Source organism: Candidatus Melainabacteria bacterium RIFOXYA2_FULL_32_9 (assembly GCA_001784615.1).
Taxonomy (GTDB): Bacteria; Cyanobacteriota; Vampirovibrionia; order Gastranaerophilales; family UBA9579; genus UBA9579.
In genome coordinates this window covers 1-14,967 of sequence record MFRQ01000049.1, presented here as the reverse complement: position 1 = coordinate 14,967, position 14,967 = coordinate 1, and the positions used below count along the sequence as shown (strand labels likewise).

The following is a 14,967-nucleotide window of genomic DNA, read 5'->3' as shown; positions in this document are numbered from 1 at the left end:
TTGATAATTCAATTCTAAAAGAGGTTTTCAACCCATGCTAAAATTCAGTATTAGCTTTTAAAATGGATAGATTGCCACAGATTCCTTCGGAATCTTCGCAATGACAACTTTACATTTTTTATTTTCTGAATAGGACCTTAGCCCATAGCTGGTTTAACAGCTTATTTTTTGTTTAGTGCTTGTCTTTTAAAGCTCTTTCTAATTCACGCTTTGTATCTTTTTTAGCTAGAGCTTCTCTCTTATCATAGAGTTTTTTACCTTTTGCAAGTCCGATTTCAACTTTTGCCCAGCCGTTAGAAAAATACAGCTTTAATGGAATAAGCGCATTTCCTGATTCTTTGGTTTTGCCAATTAGTTTTCTTATTTCAGGTTTAGTTAAAAGTAATTTGCGTTTTCTTTCAGGCTCATGGTTATAACGGTTTCCCATGTCATAAGGACTGATATGAGCCTTATAAAGCCAGACTTCACCATTTTCAATTTTGACAAAACTGTCTTTCAAATTAATTCTACCTGCTCGAATAGACTTAATTTCAGTACCGGTAAGCACCATACCTGCTTGATAAGTTTCAAAGATATGATAATCGTGATAGGCTTTCTTATTTGTTGTTATTGTTTTATCTTTACTCATTAAAATATTAATTCCATACAATTAGAAAATTATAAAACATTAAAGAGAAGAACATATTTGTCCGATATTATAATTATAATATTATATGCCAAGTTTTGTTTGACAAAAAGGTGTAGAGTTTTGAAGTTGGATTTGATTAATTGTAGAAGATGCGGAATTCTTTTCAAGAAGAAAAAGAGAACCATCTGTGATAGATGCATCGAAGTAGAGAAAGAAAATATGAGGACAATATCTAAGTTTGTTGAATTCTCTTCAGTGCCTGTAACATTAAGACAAATTAGCGAACAGACAGGAATCAGTTTTGATGATGTGGATGAAATTTATAAAAGTGGTCAATTACTAACTTATACAACTAATAGAATACTTGTAACCTGTGCCAATTGTAACGAAGAAAAAAAAGGGTCAGAAATGAAAGGTTATTTCTGCGAAAAATGTTATGAAAAAATGGCAGAGGAAAACGGTTTAAAAATAAAAGATCCTGAAAAAATTGAGATAAAGTTAAAAAAATTTGATAAAGATATAATGCACTCAAGAAAAACTGCTTCTTCTAAGGAGCAACCCAGAGGAATGAGATCAAGGCGTGATCGTTAGTAACAGGAAAAAATGGTGGTAAATTTATTCTTAATGATAATATCACCTAACTTATGTTAACGATTATAAGCTTTGAAGCAAATAATGAGGTATTATTGGAATGATCGTTAATTTGAGAATGTGGCTTAGCTAACACAGAATGATAGTGGTATTATTGGAATAATTGATGACTTATGAATGTGGCTTAGCCACTCAGTTATCGTTGGAGCACCACTTTATTTTTTATTATCTCATTTAAATAAATGTTTTTTTTCTTGCTGGATAAGTATAATTTTAATATGTCATAATTAAATAAAATAAAAATCGTATTTTTTAACGATTATAAAATTAAGTATTTTTTAGAAGATTTATTATTTAGCAAGAAATTAAAAGGGTTAGAGGACGGATTTATGCGAGGAGCAAAAGTTTTTTTTGTAGGGATAGCCATACCTTTTTTAATGGCAGCAACTCCACAAGCACAAGTTTTTCAAAATAGTGTTTATTCAAGTGTAACGACTAATTCATTATTGGAACAAGCTCTTGATTGTATGAAAGGGACATCGGGAGAATGGTCTCAAAAAGCAATATTAGGGGAAAATCTTACTAAAAAACCAATTAAGGTAGAATTTAAAAATTTATCACAAATTTCTCCAATGTATGCAACATTTGATGCTCTTGGTTGGAAAGATGGTGATCAACTTTATATTTACATCAATAATAAACATAATAATGCTCCCCCAGAGGCTTTAGCAAGTTTATTATGCCACGAAGCGGTTCATCAAGATCCTTTTTCTTCTATAGAAGAGGAAACATACGGATGGGGTTATGAAGCAAAAGCATGGCTTCAAATGAAAGAAAGAAAACCTGAATTAAATAACCTAGATCCCAATGAATGTGCCTTAGTACGCAGGTTAAATACTCTTGAAAGTATGTTTAAGGCAGCAAATTACACAACTTCAAAAATAAGAGAATCAGTTTCAACAAACCCGGGCTATAAAAATTTACCTCTATATTCACCAGGTTTTGGAAAATAAAAACTTTTTATTTTTGTAGGTAATACTCAAGTAATGAGTTAATCCAATAAATATGGGGATTAATTTTGTCTCAGTTGCGAAATGATCTCAATGCAATGATATATGCCTTGAGATTGCTTCACAAGATCGATTTTAGGAAATATGCATATAAAAAGGTTCGCAATGACTCTATCGTTCAGTCATTTATCTAACACTACCTTTTTGTAGACATATATTTCCAAATACTATAGTCAAAAACAGCCTCATCTATTGCTAATAAATCAGCTGTTTTGCTAACGATTTGATGGGCTTCATTATAATCTTTTACTTTAATGTTTGCTGCATTAAGGAAATTAAACACATGGCGATCTATAGCATTTGTTGAAATACCGACCAGTATTTTAAGATAATCTACAGTTTTATCTCCTATACCTTTTATTTCTTTTAATTTGTTTATATTTTCTGAATTTTTAAGCCAGGATTTAAGTTCTTCTTCATTTTCTACGTTTTCTGATTTAAGTAGATTTAGAAGATTAATCATTCGTTCAGGTTTTTCCTGGTTTTTCCATACTAAAACTTTGGGATAGCCTTCTTCTTTTAGAGTTTTTAGAAATCCGCTTGTGGTTTTTGCGTCAGGATATTTTTGAAGAACGTGTAAAACTTTTGGTTTGACTACTTTTTCATAATTTAAACCTGCTTGTAAAATTGCATCGGTAATTGTTGCTCCAATATGATTGTAATTGCCGTCTAATTCTGATTTATCTGCAATTTTAAATTGATTCAAAGAATTTATATAATCAGCAAGAAATTTAGCTTTTTTGTTAGTTTGATTGAAGACTTGCCCAGTAAAATAAACTTTTAGTACATCGTTTCTCAAACCAGAATAGTTTTCTTTATTTGAATTCTCAGAATATATAATGTTTTCTTTAGGTTTTTTAGTGTTTATTGATAAGTCTCGTTTTGATTTAAAGCTAGTGTTTTGTATAATTTTCATATAAATTTCCATAAATTTTTTTTTTATAAGTTCCTAAATCATGTAAAAATGAAAAATAAAAAATTTTGCTAATGAAGTCAAATTAAGCATTCTAAATAACTCTTAGTTTTGAGATTAATTAATATGCTTTAAAATTAATAAATATTTTGCTCAACTCCTTTACAATTTGGCAAAAAAGACCGATTGTGCTAGGATATATAGTAGAAGGCATCGAAAAATTAGATTATTAAACTTTCTAATTATCACAATTGAGAGGAAATAAAATTGAGTCAAAAAGCAATTTTTGGGGACGGTCGTATCATCCCTATTAACATTAGGGAAGAAATGAAGCGTTCATACATGGATTATGCAATGTCCGTTATTGTAGGTAGGGCATTACCTGATGTGCGAGATGGTTTAAAACCCGTACATAGACGAATTCTATTTGCCATGAATGAGCTTGGCATGACGTCCGATAAACCTTATAAAAAATGCGCACGTATAGTCGGGGAAGTTCTGGGTAAATATCACCCGCACGGAGATACTGCTGTTTATGATGCTTTAGTTAGAATGGCGCAAGATTTTTCTACTCGTTATCGAACTATCGATGGCCATGGTAACTTTGGTAGCGTAGATGGTGATGGCGCAGCTGCTATGAGGTATACAGAAGCAAGAATGACCTCTATTTCAACCTCTATGCTTAATGATATAGATTCTGAAACCGTAGATTTCACGCCGAACTTTGATGGAAGTTTAGATGAACCTGTGGTTCTTCCTGTAAGACTCCCAATGCTTTTATTAAATGGCTCAAGTGGTATTGCAGTTGGAATGGCTACAAACGTTCCTCCGCATAATGCTACAGAAATTATTGATGGAACTATTGCGTTAATTGATAATCCAGAAATTACAATTCCAGAATTAATGCAGTATGTTAAAGGACCCGATTTTCCAACAGCTGCAACAATCATGGGCACTGCTGGAATAAAATCAGCCTACGAAACAGGTCGTGGTAGTGTTGTAATGAGAGCTGTTTGTAGTTTTGAGGAAGTTGACGCGGGTCCGGGTCGTCATGATAGAACTGCTATCATTGTTACTGAGCTCCCTTATCAGGTAAATAAAGCAAACTTAATTGAAAAAATAGCTGATCTCGTTAGAGAAAAAAGAATGGAAGGCATAAGCGATATTAGAGATGAATCTGACAGAGATGGCATGCGCATTGTAATTGAATTGAAAAGAGATGCTAAGCCAGAAGTTGTTAAGAATAATCTCTACAAATATACTGCAATGCAATCTACTTTTGGTGTTAATATGCTTGCTCTGGTTGGAAAACAACCAAGACTTCTAAACATATATGAAGTCCTCAATGAATTTGTAGAGCATAGAGTAGAAATTATTACCAGAAGAACTACATTTGATCTTAAAAAAGCTATCGCAAGAGCTCATATTTTATCTGGTTTAATTATTGCTCTTGGTAATCTTGATGAAGTTATTGAGATTGTGAAGACTTCTGCATCAACAGAAGCAGCAAGAAGTGCGTTGATAAGTAAATTTGGCCTTGATACAGATCAAGCTAATGCGATTCTTGAAATGCAATTAAGAAGGTTAACCGGTTTAGAGCAAGAAAAAATCAATGCTGAACATCAAATATTAAAAGAGAAAATTGCAGAATATAAATCGATTCTTGCTGATAGAAACAAAATACTTATAATTATTAAGAAAGAACTTAATGAAGACAGAGAAAAATATGGTGATGAAAGAAGAACACTAATCGTCCCTCATCAAGATGAGTTAAGTATTGAGGATCTTACGCCAAATATTCCTATGGCGGTTTTCATCACAAGAAATGGCTATATTAAACGTATCACCCTTGATTCATTTGAAAGACAAAACAGAGCCACAAGAGGCAAAGGTGGTATGAAGACCAGAGATAATGATGATGTAGCGCATTTCTTTACAGCAATGATGCACGATAAAGTGCTGTTCTTCAGTAATAAAGGAACAGTATACAGTTTAAATGTGTATGATTTCCCTGAAGGTGGAAGAACTGCAAGGGGTTTACCCATTATAAATCTCCTTCCTATTGAGCAGGATGAATCTATAACAGCTGTAATTCCTGTTAGTGATTTTTCAGCAAATAAATTCCTGATTATGCTCACAAGAAAAGGGTTTATTAAGAAAATAGATCTAAATAGCTTCAGCTCTATTAGAAGAAATGGAATTATAGCTATAGGGCTTAATGAATTTGATACTCTTGGTTGGGTAAATCATGCTGATGAAAAAGATGAAATCATAATTGGAACTGCTCATGGAATGGCTATAAAATTCCAGGCATCTGATTTAAGACCTCTTGGTAGAAGCGCTAGGGGAGTAACAGCAATTAAGCTTAGAGCAGATGATTCTATAGTTGGTTGTGACATAGTACCTAAAAACCGCATAGCAGAATTGCTTGTTGTAACAACAGATGGTTATGGCAAAAGAACCTCTATTTCAGAATTTAGACCTCAGAATAGAGGAGGTATCGGCCTTATTGCGACCAAGTTTAAAAAACCAACAAGTAGAGTAACTACTATTACTATAGTTGATGAAAATGATGAAATAATGATAGTTACAGCCAATGGTATAGTAACAAGACAAAAAGCAGGTCATATTTCCAGACAGGGTAGACCCGCAACAGGAGTACGTATACAAACAATGGTAGAAAATGATGCCGTTGTTGCAGTTAATAAGATTGTTTTGCCTGATGAAGATGAGGATGATGGTATAATTACTTTACCATTAAGTCCTGACTTAATTTAAAGCTATCGGGTTGTATCACTACTAAATCTTATATAAAAGAGAGTCTGGTTTTTCCAGACTCTCTTTTTAGTCGTGCTCCAACGATAACTGATAACTTTAAACTAAGTCCTACTGCTTCAAAGGCTTTAGTCGTTAACCAAAGTTAGGTAATGGATATTACCCTCTTTTTTTGTTCGTTATTTTAAAAACGTATTCATGATATATTTACGATTAATAAAGAGGTTAGGCTTATAAAGACTTGTAAAAAATTATGAAATTAGCAAATAAAAAAATACTCGTTGGAATAACCGGTGGAATAGCTGCTTATAAGACTTGTGAGCTTATCAGGCAGTTAATTAAATCCGGTGCTCAGGTAAGAGCAGTTGTTACTCCTGCTGCAAAGGAATTTGTCACAGAAACAACCTTGAGAACTTTAACTAAAAATCAGGTATATTGTGAGCAATTTCAGGTAGAAAACTGGCAGCCTGAACATGTAAACCTTGCAGACAGCTCTGATTTATTTATTATAGCTCCGGCTTCAGCTAATACTATCGGTAAAATAGCTAACGGTATTTGTGATAATCTTTTAACTTCTCTAAGTACAGCATTTAGAAAGCCTGTTATTCTCGCTCCTGCTATGAATTGCAATATGTGGGAAAATCAATTTGTACAGAAAAACATTACTATTCTTGAGAAAGCTGGTTTTTACATTGTCCCACCTGAAAAAGGAGATCTTGCCTGCGGGTATCAGGGTATTGGAAGAATGGCTGATATTCAGAAAATTATTGATAAAGCTATAGAAGTAATAGAACAGGAAAGCTTTTTAAAAGGCAAAAAAATTGTAATTACCGCTGGTGGTACAAAAGAAAATATTGATCCAGTTAGATATATTGGAAATTACAGTTCAGGCAAAATGGGAATAGCTATAGCCGATGCTGCTCATCAGTTTGGGGCAGAAGTAAGTTTAATTTCTACTGTAAAAATAGAAAAGCCTTATAAAGTAGTTCATGTAAAATCAGCTCTTGATATGCTTAAAGCAACTAAAGAAGAATTTTCAAACTCTGATGCTCTTATTATGGCAGCAGCTGTAGCTGATTACAGGCCTGAAAGTACAGCTAATCAAAAAATTAAAAAGAGTGCTAGCGAAACTTTAACTATAAATTTAGTCAAAAATCCTGATATTTTGAAAGAAATTTCAACTATTAAAAAATCTAATCAATTAATAATGGGCTTTTGTGCAGAAAGTGAGAATCTTATTGCTAATGCTCAAAAGAAAATATACGAAAAGAATCTCGATTTCATCGTGGCTAATGATATTTCTAATCCTGAAATAGGGTTTGAAAGTGATTATAATGCTGTAACGCTGATAGATAAATCAGGCAATCAGCAGGAAATACCTAAAACAACAAAAAGAGATTTGGCTAAAATTCTTTTAAATAAGGTTTTTAAATCATAAAATAATGTATTTATTTAATCACAATATTATCTATCAGTCTAACCTTATCAACCCTTGCTGCAATATCAATAAGTGTGTTGGATTTTATTGTATCCAATGTTTCAAAGGTGTTGAGGTCATTTGCTTCCAAATATTCAAGTTCTACACCTGGATCAAGATACTTTTTGGCTAAATCAAAGTTTTCGTCTTTTGAATTTAAGCCAGAAAAGTATAATTCTTCTATTTTTTTAAGAGTTTTAAATAAAGATAATGCTTTTTGTCTTGCTTCAGCTGATAAATAAGCGTTTCTTGAGCTGCATGCCAGCCCGTCAGTATCCCTAATAATATGACAACTTATTATTTCTGTAGGAAAACTAAGATCACGACATATTTTTTTGATTATAATTAACTGCTGAGCATCTTTTTGTCCAAAATATGCCTTGTCAGGTTGTATTATGTTGAATAATTTTAGTACTACAGTCGCAACACCGTCAAAGTGCCCTGGTCTTGATTTTCCACACAATTTATTCTGAAAAAATTCAGGCGGGCAGACTTTAGTAAGATGCTCTTTTTCTGGATACATCTCTCCTACTGTTGGAGCAAATATTAAATCAACTCCATTATTTGCACAGATTTCAGTATCATTTTCCAACTGTCTTGGGTAACGGTTATAATCTTCATTTGGTCCAAATTGAATTGGGTTTACAAAAATACTGACGATAACTTTAGCACATTCTTGCCTGGCTTTTTTGATCAGACTTTCATGACCAACATGAAGAGCCCCCATAGTAGGAACAAAACCAATGTTTAAACCTTGTTTTTTCCATTCTTGAACTTTTATTCTGGTTTCTTGAATAGTTGATATTACTTCCAGCGTTTGATTATTAGACTTAAACATCTTGGTAGTGCTCCATTGTTAACTTAAGCTAGATGATTTTATCACCAACATCTTTTAATCGTTCTTTCTCTTCTACTGTTAATTTAAATATCTCAGATTCGGCCGGAAATTTTCCTGATATTACGTCTTCTTTATATTCTGAAAAAGCTTTTTTAGTTAATGAGGCAAGATCCAGATATTTTCTTGCAAATTTTGGAGTAAAATCACTATATTTACCGAGAATATCGTCTGTTACAAGGATTTGGCCAGAGCAAAATCTTCCTGCACCAATGCCTATGGTTGGTATATTAAGATTATCCGTAATTAATTTTGCTGATTCTTCAGGAACCATTTCAAGAACTATGCTAAAAGCTCCTACTTCTTCAAGTTTTTTTGCTTGTTCCAGTATTTTTTTAGTTGCTTCAAGGTTCTTACCCTGAACCTTATACCCGCTTAATGTGTGTAAATATTGAGGAGTAAAGCCTAAATGACCCATTACAGGAATACCTGCTTCCACACAGCGTTTTACGATATTAATAATGTGATCAGATCCACCTTCTAGCTTGACTGCATTGGCTTCAGCCTCTTTAATAAATCTGCCTGCATTATGAACAGCAGTATTTTCATCAACCTGATAGCTCATAAATGGCATATCAGCAGCTACAAAGGACTTATCCACTCCTTTTGTTACAGCTTTTGTGTGATGAATCATTTCATCAACAGTGATGGCATGGGTGGTTTTATGCCCAAGGGCCACCATTGCCAGTGAGTCGCCAACTAATATTATATCTATTCCCGCTTCATCCAAAAATTTTGCTGTAGAGTAATCGTAAGCAGTAAGGGCTGTGATTTTTCTTCCTTCTCTTTTATATTTTTGAAGAGTTCCTGTGGTTATTGTTTTTTGCATTGTTTTTCTCACTTGATTCTTTAATAAATCTATTTTATATCCAGTTATCTAAGATTTTCAAGTAACTTAATTTAAGCTGAATTTCTTATAGTGTCAAGCAAATTCATTAAATCATATTCTGTTGTTAGCGGATTTATAATGATACAGCGCAAGTATATTTTGTCTTTTAATCTTGTTTTAGCTATATAGAAAGATTCCTTATTATGAATATTCTTTCTTATCTGTTTTTGTAGTTCATTAATATCAGGAACCCCTTTTGTAATATACCTAAAACAAATAATATTGCTTTGAGGTTTTATTGCAAGATCAAAGTCTGGAACTTCTTCTAATATTTGTCCAAATTTTTCTGCTAAATCATACATTTTAGTCACATAATTTGAGAAATAATCTGTTCCATACATTGATAAACTCATATATAATTTAAGGCTCATCATTGTTTTAGTACATTCCATGGTTCTATGAGCCAAATTATACCATTTTTTCTCGAAAATATAAGATGCTTTTTGAGCAAAAGCTTCATAAGAATTACTTCCTTTACGGAAAATAACTGCTGTTATTAAAGCCGGCATAAGGAGCATCTTATGCGCATCCCATATGACTGAATCAGCCCGTTCTATTCCTTTTAATAAGCTTTTATATTTATTTGAAATTAAAGCTGAAGCTCCATGAGCCCCGTCCACATGGAACCATAGATCATATTTTTCACAAAAATCAGCGATATAATTAAGAGGGTCATAGCTGCCTGTTTTAGTAGTACAGGCACTTCCTACTACTGCAATAACTTTTCTTCCTGAATTTACTGCTTCTTGATATTTTATTTCAAGGGCATTTATATCCATAGAATAAATTTTATCTACAGGAATAGGAATAATCCCGTCTTCTCCTAATCCCATTATCTGAATCGCCTGTTTTATACTGTAATGAGCTTGTTCTGAGACAAGAATTGAGATAGGATTGCTATCTTTTATTCCATCTTTCCAAATATCATATCCACTTTTTATATGTATAGCCGCAAGTAATGCTGTAAGATTTCCTAAAGTACCCCCTGAAGTTAAAAAGCCATCTGAGTCTGACCCAAAACCAATCAATTTTGCCATCCAGTTAACAATGCTTTTCTCCATAACAGTATTGACTGGGCCCATTTCATAAACAACACTGCTATTGTTTAAAAATGATGACATTAACTCAGATAAAGCCGCTATCGGTAAAGGTGTCGATACCTGACGACCAACATAACCAGAGTGATGCAAATGATTTGATTGTGAGATTACTTTTTTTGCTAACTCTGCTAAGTCATTACCCGGCTTATTTGGAAAATCATCAGACCAGTTTACCAGCATTTCATCAGGTGTGATTGCCGGTAATACCTGATCTAATTTTTTAGATGTTATCTGGTCCAAATAGTCAGCTAATATATCAATTATTTGATGGCCCTGCTTTCGAAATGCTTCAGAATTAAAAGGTTCTGATAAATCTTGCATTTCAGATTTAGCTTCGGATTGCATTTTAGAATCTCCGTTAATTAGTTAAAATTTAGCAGAAAAGTACCAGATTCGTCCAGCAATCTAAATTGAAATGAATTTCTAAAAAGCAATTTTATAAAAATTTAAGCAATATTGAAAAATCTAAATATTGCTCCAAATGTACTTATTAAACCAAAATTGTGAACAGCATCAAAACAAAGAAGCCCAATAAAAGAATATGTTGCTATTGTTAGGCTAAAAGTAATAGGGTTTGTATCGAAATACACTGGCTTAAATGATTTTGGCGGATAAATCTTTCCAGAAAATATACCGATTAAAGCATATACAAAAAATCCATATCCCATAAGTAATATAAATAACATATATGGACACATTATAATCACCTATTCACAGTTAAAATTATTCTAGAATAATTTTAACTGTTTTTCTGATATTTGCAATAAATACTGCTCATACTCATAGCAGCCTATTTCAGAATAAATTTTAGAATTTATATCTACATTTTGCATGCGGGCATGACCGGCTTTGCAGTCGTAAAAATGCTTACATTCTCCACAAATTATCCACTTCTTTGCCATTTATCAGTTCCCATTTTTTAGTTTTTATAACATAAATAAGAAAAATTATTAACAAGGATTATGCATTAAATCGTCAAGAGAATCGTTATTACAGAGTTTATTGAACGATTGTGTCGCCAAATTTTTTAAATTCGTCCTGATAAGGTAAAAGCGAAAGCCTTGCAGGGCAAGCTTGGCTTGGCCGAAAAGGCTGTAGACTAGATATGATAAAAAGCTTGCTACAAAATACATATATTATTGTCAGGACTCACCCTTCGGGTCTGGTAAAAAATTTGGCTATTTATGCCGCTAATAACTGAGCCTAAGAAATGGTTTTAAAGCTATTATTTTGCTAAAACTTACACTTTAATTAGTTTTTTATTATGAAGAGAAATAAAAAGAGAAACTTGGATGAAAGATTATTTCAAAGAAGAGTTGGTTGATTGAGATAGAAGCATAAGTTTTAGCAAAATCTTCGCAAGAAAAACATTTCAAGGCTCAGTTATTAGCTATATGCTCGATTTTAGAATATTTTTATTTACTGTATAATCCCTATAAAAAGCCTGAGAATCAAATCTCAGGCTTTTTGCTATTTATAAACTGATTAAAGTTTTGCTAATTTATCTAAAACAAGATCACTAACTACTTTTGGATTTGCTTTACCGTTTGTTTCTTTAATAACCTGTCCGACAAAAAATCCAAGCAAATTAGTTCTTCCTTCTTTGTATTTAGCAACATTTTGAGGATTATTAGCGATAACTTTATCGACAATTGGCTCTAATTGACTAATATCACTAATCTGTTTTAACCCTTTTTGCTCAACTATATCTTTTGGGCTTCCGCCTTGTAAAAGGATTTCATCGAAAATATCTTTGGCAATCTTGCCTGATATAATGCCATCATCAACAAGTTTGACAAGCTCAGCTAATTGTATTGCATTGAAAGGGAGATCTTTGATACTTCTTTCTTTAAGTTCACGCAGTAACTCATTAACAATCCAGTTAGCCACTGTACCGGGATTATTATAAGCAACAATCGTCTCTTCGAAGAAATTGGATAAATCTGTATCTTTGGCAATTAATATAGCACTATCAGCCGAAAGATTCAGATCATCCTGATAACGCTTTAATCTTGCTTCTGCTTCAGAGGTTAATTCTTGTATTTCCGGTTTTTTCTCAGTTACTACCTTAGTTTCTTTCACAGGAGCTTTTGGTTGAGCTTTATTTTCTATTTTTTTCTCATTATCTGTTTTAGAAGCTTTACTCCAGGAATCACGCAGTTGAACTATGCTGTTAAATACCAGTTTACCGTTTACAGAGTCAATAGGATCCATATAGAAGTAGCCCTGTCTTTCAAACTGATAGCGACTGCCTGGTTTATCTTCAGCTAAACTTGGTTCAACCAGACAGGATGTTAGAATTTCTAAAGAATTAGGGTTTAAGTCTTCCAATCCTTCAGGAAATTCTTTCAAGAAAAGCCTATCGTATAAACGTATTTCAGCTTTTTTGGCATGTTCAGCTGATACCCAGTGAATTGTGCCTTTTACTTTTTTGCCGCTTGTATCTGCACCACTTTTGGTTTGTGGATCATATGTGCAGCGAAGCTCTATGACTTCTCCGTTTGTATCTTTGATTACTTCTTTACACTTAATGACGTAAGCATGACGTAATCTTACTTCCTGGTCAGGAGAAAGACGATAATAACCTTTTGGAGGGTTTTCCATAAAGTCATCACGTTCTATATATATTTCTCTTGAAAAAGGCAATTCACGAGAGCCTTCTTTAGGAACATCGTGAGGATAATATGCAGCATCCAGCATTTCTACCTGATTTTCTGGATAGTTTTCAATAACTACCTTAAGAGGTCTTAAAACAGCAAGTACACGTGGTACTTTCTGGTTCAAATCATCTCTAATACAGAATTCAAGCTGTGCAAAATCTACAACACTATTAGCTTTTGCTATACCGATACTATCACAGAAGTTTCTTATCGATTCCGGTGTATAGCCACGTCTCCTTAAACCTGAAATTGTATGCATTCTGGGATCATCCCAGCCATTAACATATTTTTTCTCAACTAATTCAAGAAGCTTTCTTTTACTCATTACAGTGTAATTTAGATTCAGACGTGCAAATTCATACTGGTAAGGACGAGGAAGAGGAAGTTCTAGTTCATCCAGAATCCAGTCATATAATTCTCTGTTATTCTCAAATTCTAAAGTGCAAATAGAATGAGTAATACCTTCTATATAGTCAGAAAGGCAATGAGCAAAGTCATACATTGGATAAATACACCATTTATCACCAGTCCTGTAGTGATTTGCATGACGAATTCTATACAATAGAGGATCTCTCATCTTCATATTAGGAGAAGCCATGTTGATTTTAGCCCTTAAAACATGCTCACCGTCTTTAAACTCACCCTTTTTCATTCTTCTGAACAGATCAAGATTTTCTTCGATAGAACGACTTCTATAAGGACTTTCTTTACCAGGTTCCATTACAGTACCGCGGTATTCTCTAATTTCCTGTTCATTTAAGCTACAAATATAGGCTTTCCCCATTTTTATTAACTGAACAGCATAGTTATACAGCTGTTCAAAATAATCTGAAGCAAAAAACAGATTATCTTTCCAGTCAAAACCAAGCCACTTAACATCTTTCATTATGGATTCAACATATTCCATACTTTCTTTAGTCGGATCGGTATCATCCATACGCAAATGGCATCTTCCACCAGGATAATCATTTGCAATCCCAAAATTTAAGCATATAGATTTGGCATGCCCAATATGTGGATAGCCATTTGGTTCGGGAGGAAACCTGGTGATAATAGTATTATATTTTCCTGTTTTTAAATTTTCATTAATAATATTACGAAGAAAGTCTGTACGCTTAGGACCAGTACTTTCAGATTTTTTTACGTTTTCATGAATTTGTTTGTTCTCTGACATATTCAAACCTTCTCTTGAATGCCCATATATTCCACTCAATAGTTTATCATATTTGGACTATTAAGACATTTAGTTTATTCTGATAATCAGAGATTATCTTTATACTTAAAATCCAGCTTGTTTAGCTGGATTTTAAACTAATTAACTTTAAAAACTCTTAGCTGTTTGTAAAAATTGCTTCAAGATTTCTTTTTATGGCTTCATATCTAACTTCCTTGATTGTTGCATTAGAATGGCCAAAAAGTTTTTGTGAGTGTTTTGCAGTAATTGCGGCTACTTCTTCTTTTCTTTTTGTAACATGGTTTTTCTCAATTGTAATTGCGCTCATAATCTCTTACTCCAATTAATTTCATGTTGTTATTGTTATGATCTTTAGATAATAAAACAAAACATGTAAAATTGTTACCATGTTTTTGAGAAATTTGTAATAAATTTTGATTTTTGGCGAAATTTCTAAGTTTTGAATCTATTAAATGAATTACCCCCATACAAAGCATACGAGGTACTTCGCACTGTCATTAGTCATAGTCTAATTACTAAGATTGATGACTTTAGGTGACTGTGTCACCTGACGTGAGGATCTTGCCAATTATGAATACTAGCTTTTAAATGTAAATGGATAGATTGCCACAGTTTCCTTCGGAATCTTCGCAATGACAGGGGGTTACTTTTAACATATTATTTGCAAATCTTACCACTAGCAACTTGAGTTTATTAATTTTTTTAATGAATTAACCTCGCAGCAGAGCTACGAGGTATCTACGTTTGCGGCTACTTAAAGCAAACTTAGTTGCT

The 14,967-nt window shown here is 33.0% G+C and carries 11 protein-coding genes; 4 read left to right on the top strand and 7 right to left on the bottom strand.

Going from position 1 to position 14,967, the window contains the following annotated elements:
• Positions 1-172: 172 nt before the first annotated feature.
• Positions 173-628: an SsrA-binding protein gene (locus A2255_11180; protein OGI21825.1), complete on the bottom strand. Its 456-nt coding sequence runs from the start codon at positions 626-628 to the stop codon at positions 173-175.
• 219 nt (positions 629-847) lie between these two features.
• Here A2255_11180 and A2255_11175 point away from each other — a divergent pair, with 219 nt between their 5' ends.
• Entirely contained in the window at positions 848-1,219 is a 372-nt protein-coding gene (locus A2255_11175; GenBank protein OGI21824.1) for a hypothetical protein, read from the top strand.
• Between the two features lie 389 nt (positions 1,220-1,608).
• On the top strand, positions 1,609-2,232 hold the full coding sequence (locus A2255_11170) for a hypothetical protein (protein ID OGI21823.1): 624 nt from the start codon (positions 1,609-1,611) through the stop codon (positions 2,230-2,232).
• Positions 2,233-2,425: 193 nt separating this feature from the next.
• Here the strand turns inward: A2255_11170 and A2255_11165 are convergent, their stop codons facing one another.
• A complete protein-coding gene (locus tag A2255_11165) occupies positions 2,426-3,205 on the bottom strand; it encodes a hypothetical protein (GenBank protein ID OGI21822.1) in 780 nt (259 codons plus the stop codon).
• 324 nt (positions 3,206-3,529) lie between these two features.
• Here A2255_11165 and A2255_11160 point away from each other — a divergent pair, with 324 nt between their 5' ends.
• Together A2255_11160 and A2255_11155 are read left to right on the top strand one after the other, a co-directional pair.
• On the top strand, positions 3,530-5,980 hold the full coding sequence (locus A2255_11160; GenBank protein ID OGI21829.1) for a DNA gyrase subunit A: 2,451 nt from the start codon (positions 3,530-3,532) through the stop codon (positions 5,978-5,980).
• A 250-nt stretch (positions 5,981-6,230) separates the two neighbouring features.
• On the top strand, positions 6,231-7,415 hold the full coding sequence (locus A2255_11155) for a hypothetical protein (protein ID OGI21821.1): 1,185 nt from the start codon (positions 6,231-6,233) through the stop codon (positions 7,413-7,415).
• A 10-nt stretch (positions 7,416-7,425) separates the two neighbouring features.
• Here A2255_11155 and A2255_11150 read toward each other — a convergent pair whose 3' ends face one another.
• From A2255_11150 to A2255_11130, 5 genes are all read right to left on the bottom strand, one after another.
• Entirely contained in the window at positions 7,426-8,268 is an 843-nt protein-coding gene (locus A2255_11150) for a pantoate--beta-alanine ligase (GenBank protein ID OGI21828.1), read from the bottom strand.
• A gap of 52 nt (positions 8,269-8,320) precedes the next feature.
• Entirely contained in the window at positions 8,321-9,178 is an 858-nt protein-coding gene (locus A2255_11145; GenBank protein OGI21820.1) for a 3-methyl-2-oxobutanoate hydroxymethyltransferase, read from the bottom strand.
• A gap of 71 nt (positions 9,179-9,249) precedes the next feature.
• Positions 9,250-10,659: a pyridoxal-dependent decarboxylase gene (locus A2255_11140; protein OGI21827.1), complete on the bottom strand. Its 1,410-nt coding sequence runs from the start codon at positions 10,657-10,659 to the stop codon at positions 9,250-9,252.
• A gap of 125 nt (positions 10,660-10,784) precedes the next feature.
• Positions 10,785-11,036 carry a hypothetical protein gene (locus A2255_11135; GenBank protein OGI21819.1) on the bottom strand — a complete coding sequence of 84 codons (252 nt, stop codon included), beginning with the start codon at positions 11,034-11,036 and terminating at the stop codon, positions 10,785-10,787.
• A gap of 787 nt (positions 11,037-11,823) precedes the next feature.
• The gene (locus A2255_11130; protein ID OGI21826.1) at positions 11,824-14,154 is read right to left on the bottom strand and encodes a glutamine--tRNA ligase; all 2,331 of its coding nucleotides are present in this window, start codon (positions 14,152-14,154) and stop codon (positions 11,824-11,826) included.
• Positions 14,155-14,967: the final 813 nt, after the last annotated feature.

Coding starts and splice junctions, on each gene's coding strand:
- A2255_11180 (OGI21825.1), bottom strand. CDS start 628: ATGAGTAAAGATAAAACAATAACAACAAATAAGAAAGCCTATCACGAT.
- A2255_11175 (OGI21824.1), top strand. CDS start 848: ATGAGGACAATATCTAAGTTTGTTGAATTCTCTTCAGTGCCTGTAACA.
- A2255_11170 (OGI21823.1), top strand. CDS start 1,609: ATGCGAGGAGCAAAAGTTTTTTTTGTAGGGATAGCCATACCTTTTTTA.
- A2255_11165 (OGI21822.1), bottom strand. CDS start 3,205: ATGAAAATTATACAAAACACTAGCTTTAAATCAAAACGAGACTTATCA.
- A2255_11160 (OGI21829.1), top strand. CDS start 3,530: ATGAAGCGTTCATACATGGATTATGCAATGTCCGTTATTGTAGGTAGG.
- A2255_11155 (OGI21821.1), top strand. CDS start 6,231: ATGAAATTAGCAAATAAAAAAATACTCGTTGGAATAACCGGTGGAATA.
- A2255_11145 (OGI21820.1), bottom strand. CDS start 9,178: ATGCAAAAAACAATAACCACAGGAACTCTTCAAAAATATAAAAGAGAA.
- A2255_11140 (OGI21827.1), bottom strand. CDS start 10,659: ATGCAAGATTTATCAGAACCTTTTAATTCTGAAGCATTTCGAAAGCAG.
- A2255_11135 (OGI21819.1), bottom strand. CDS start 11,036: ATGTGTCCATATATGTTATTTATATTACTTATGGGATATGGATTTTTT.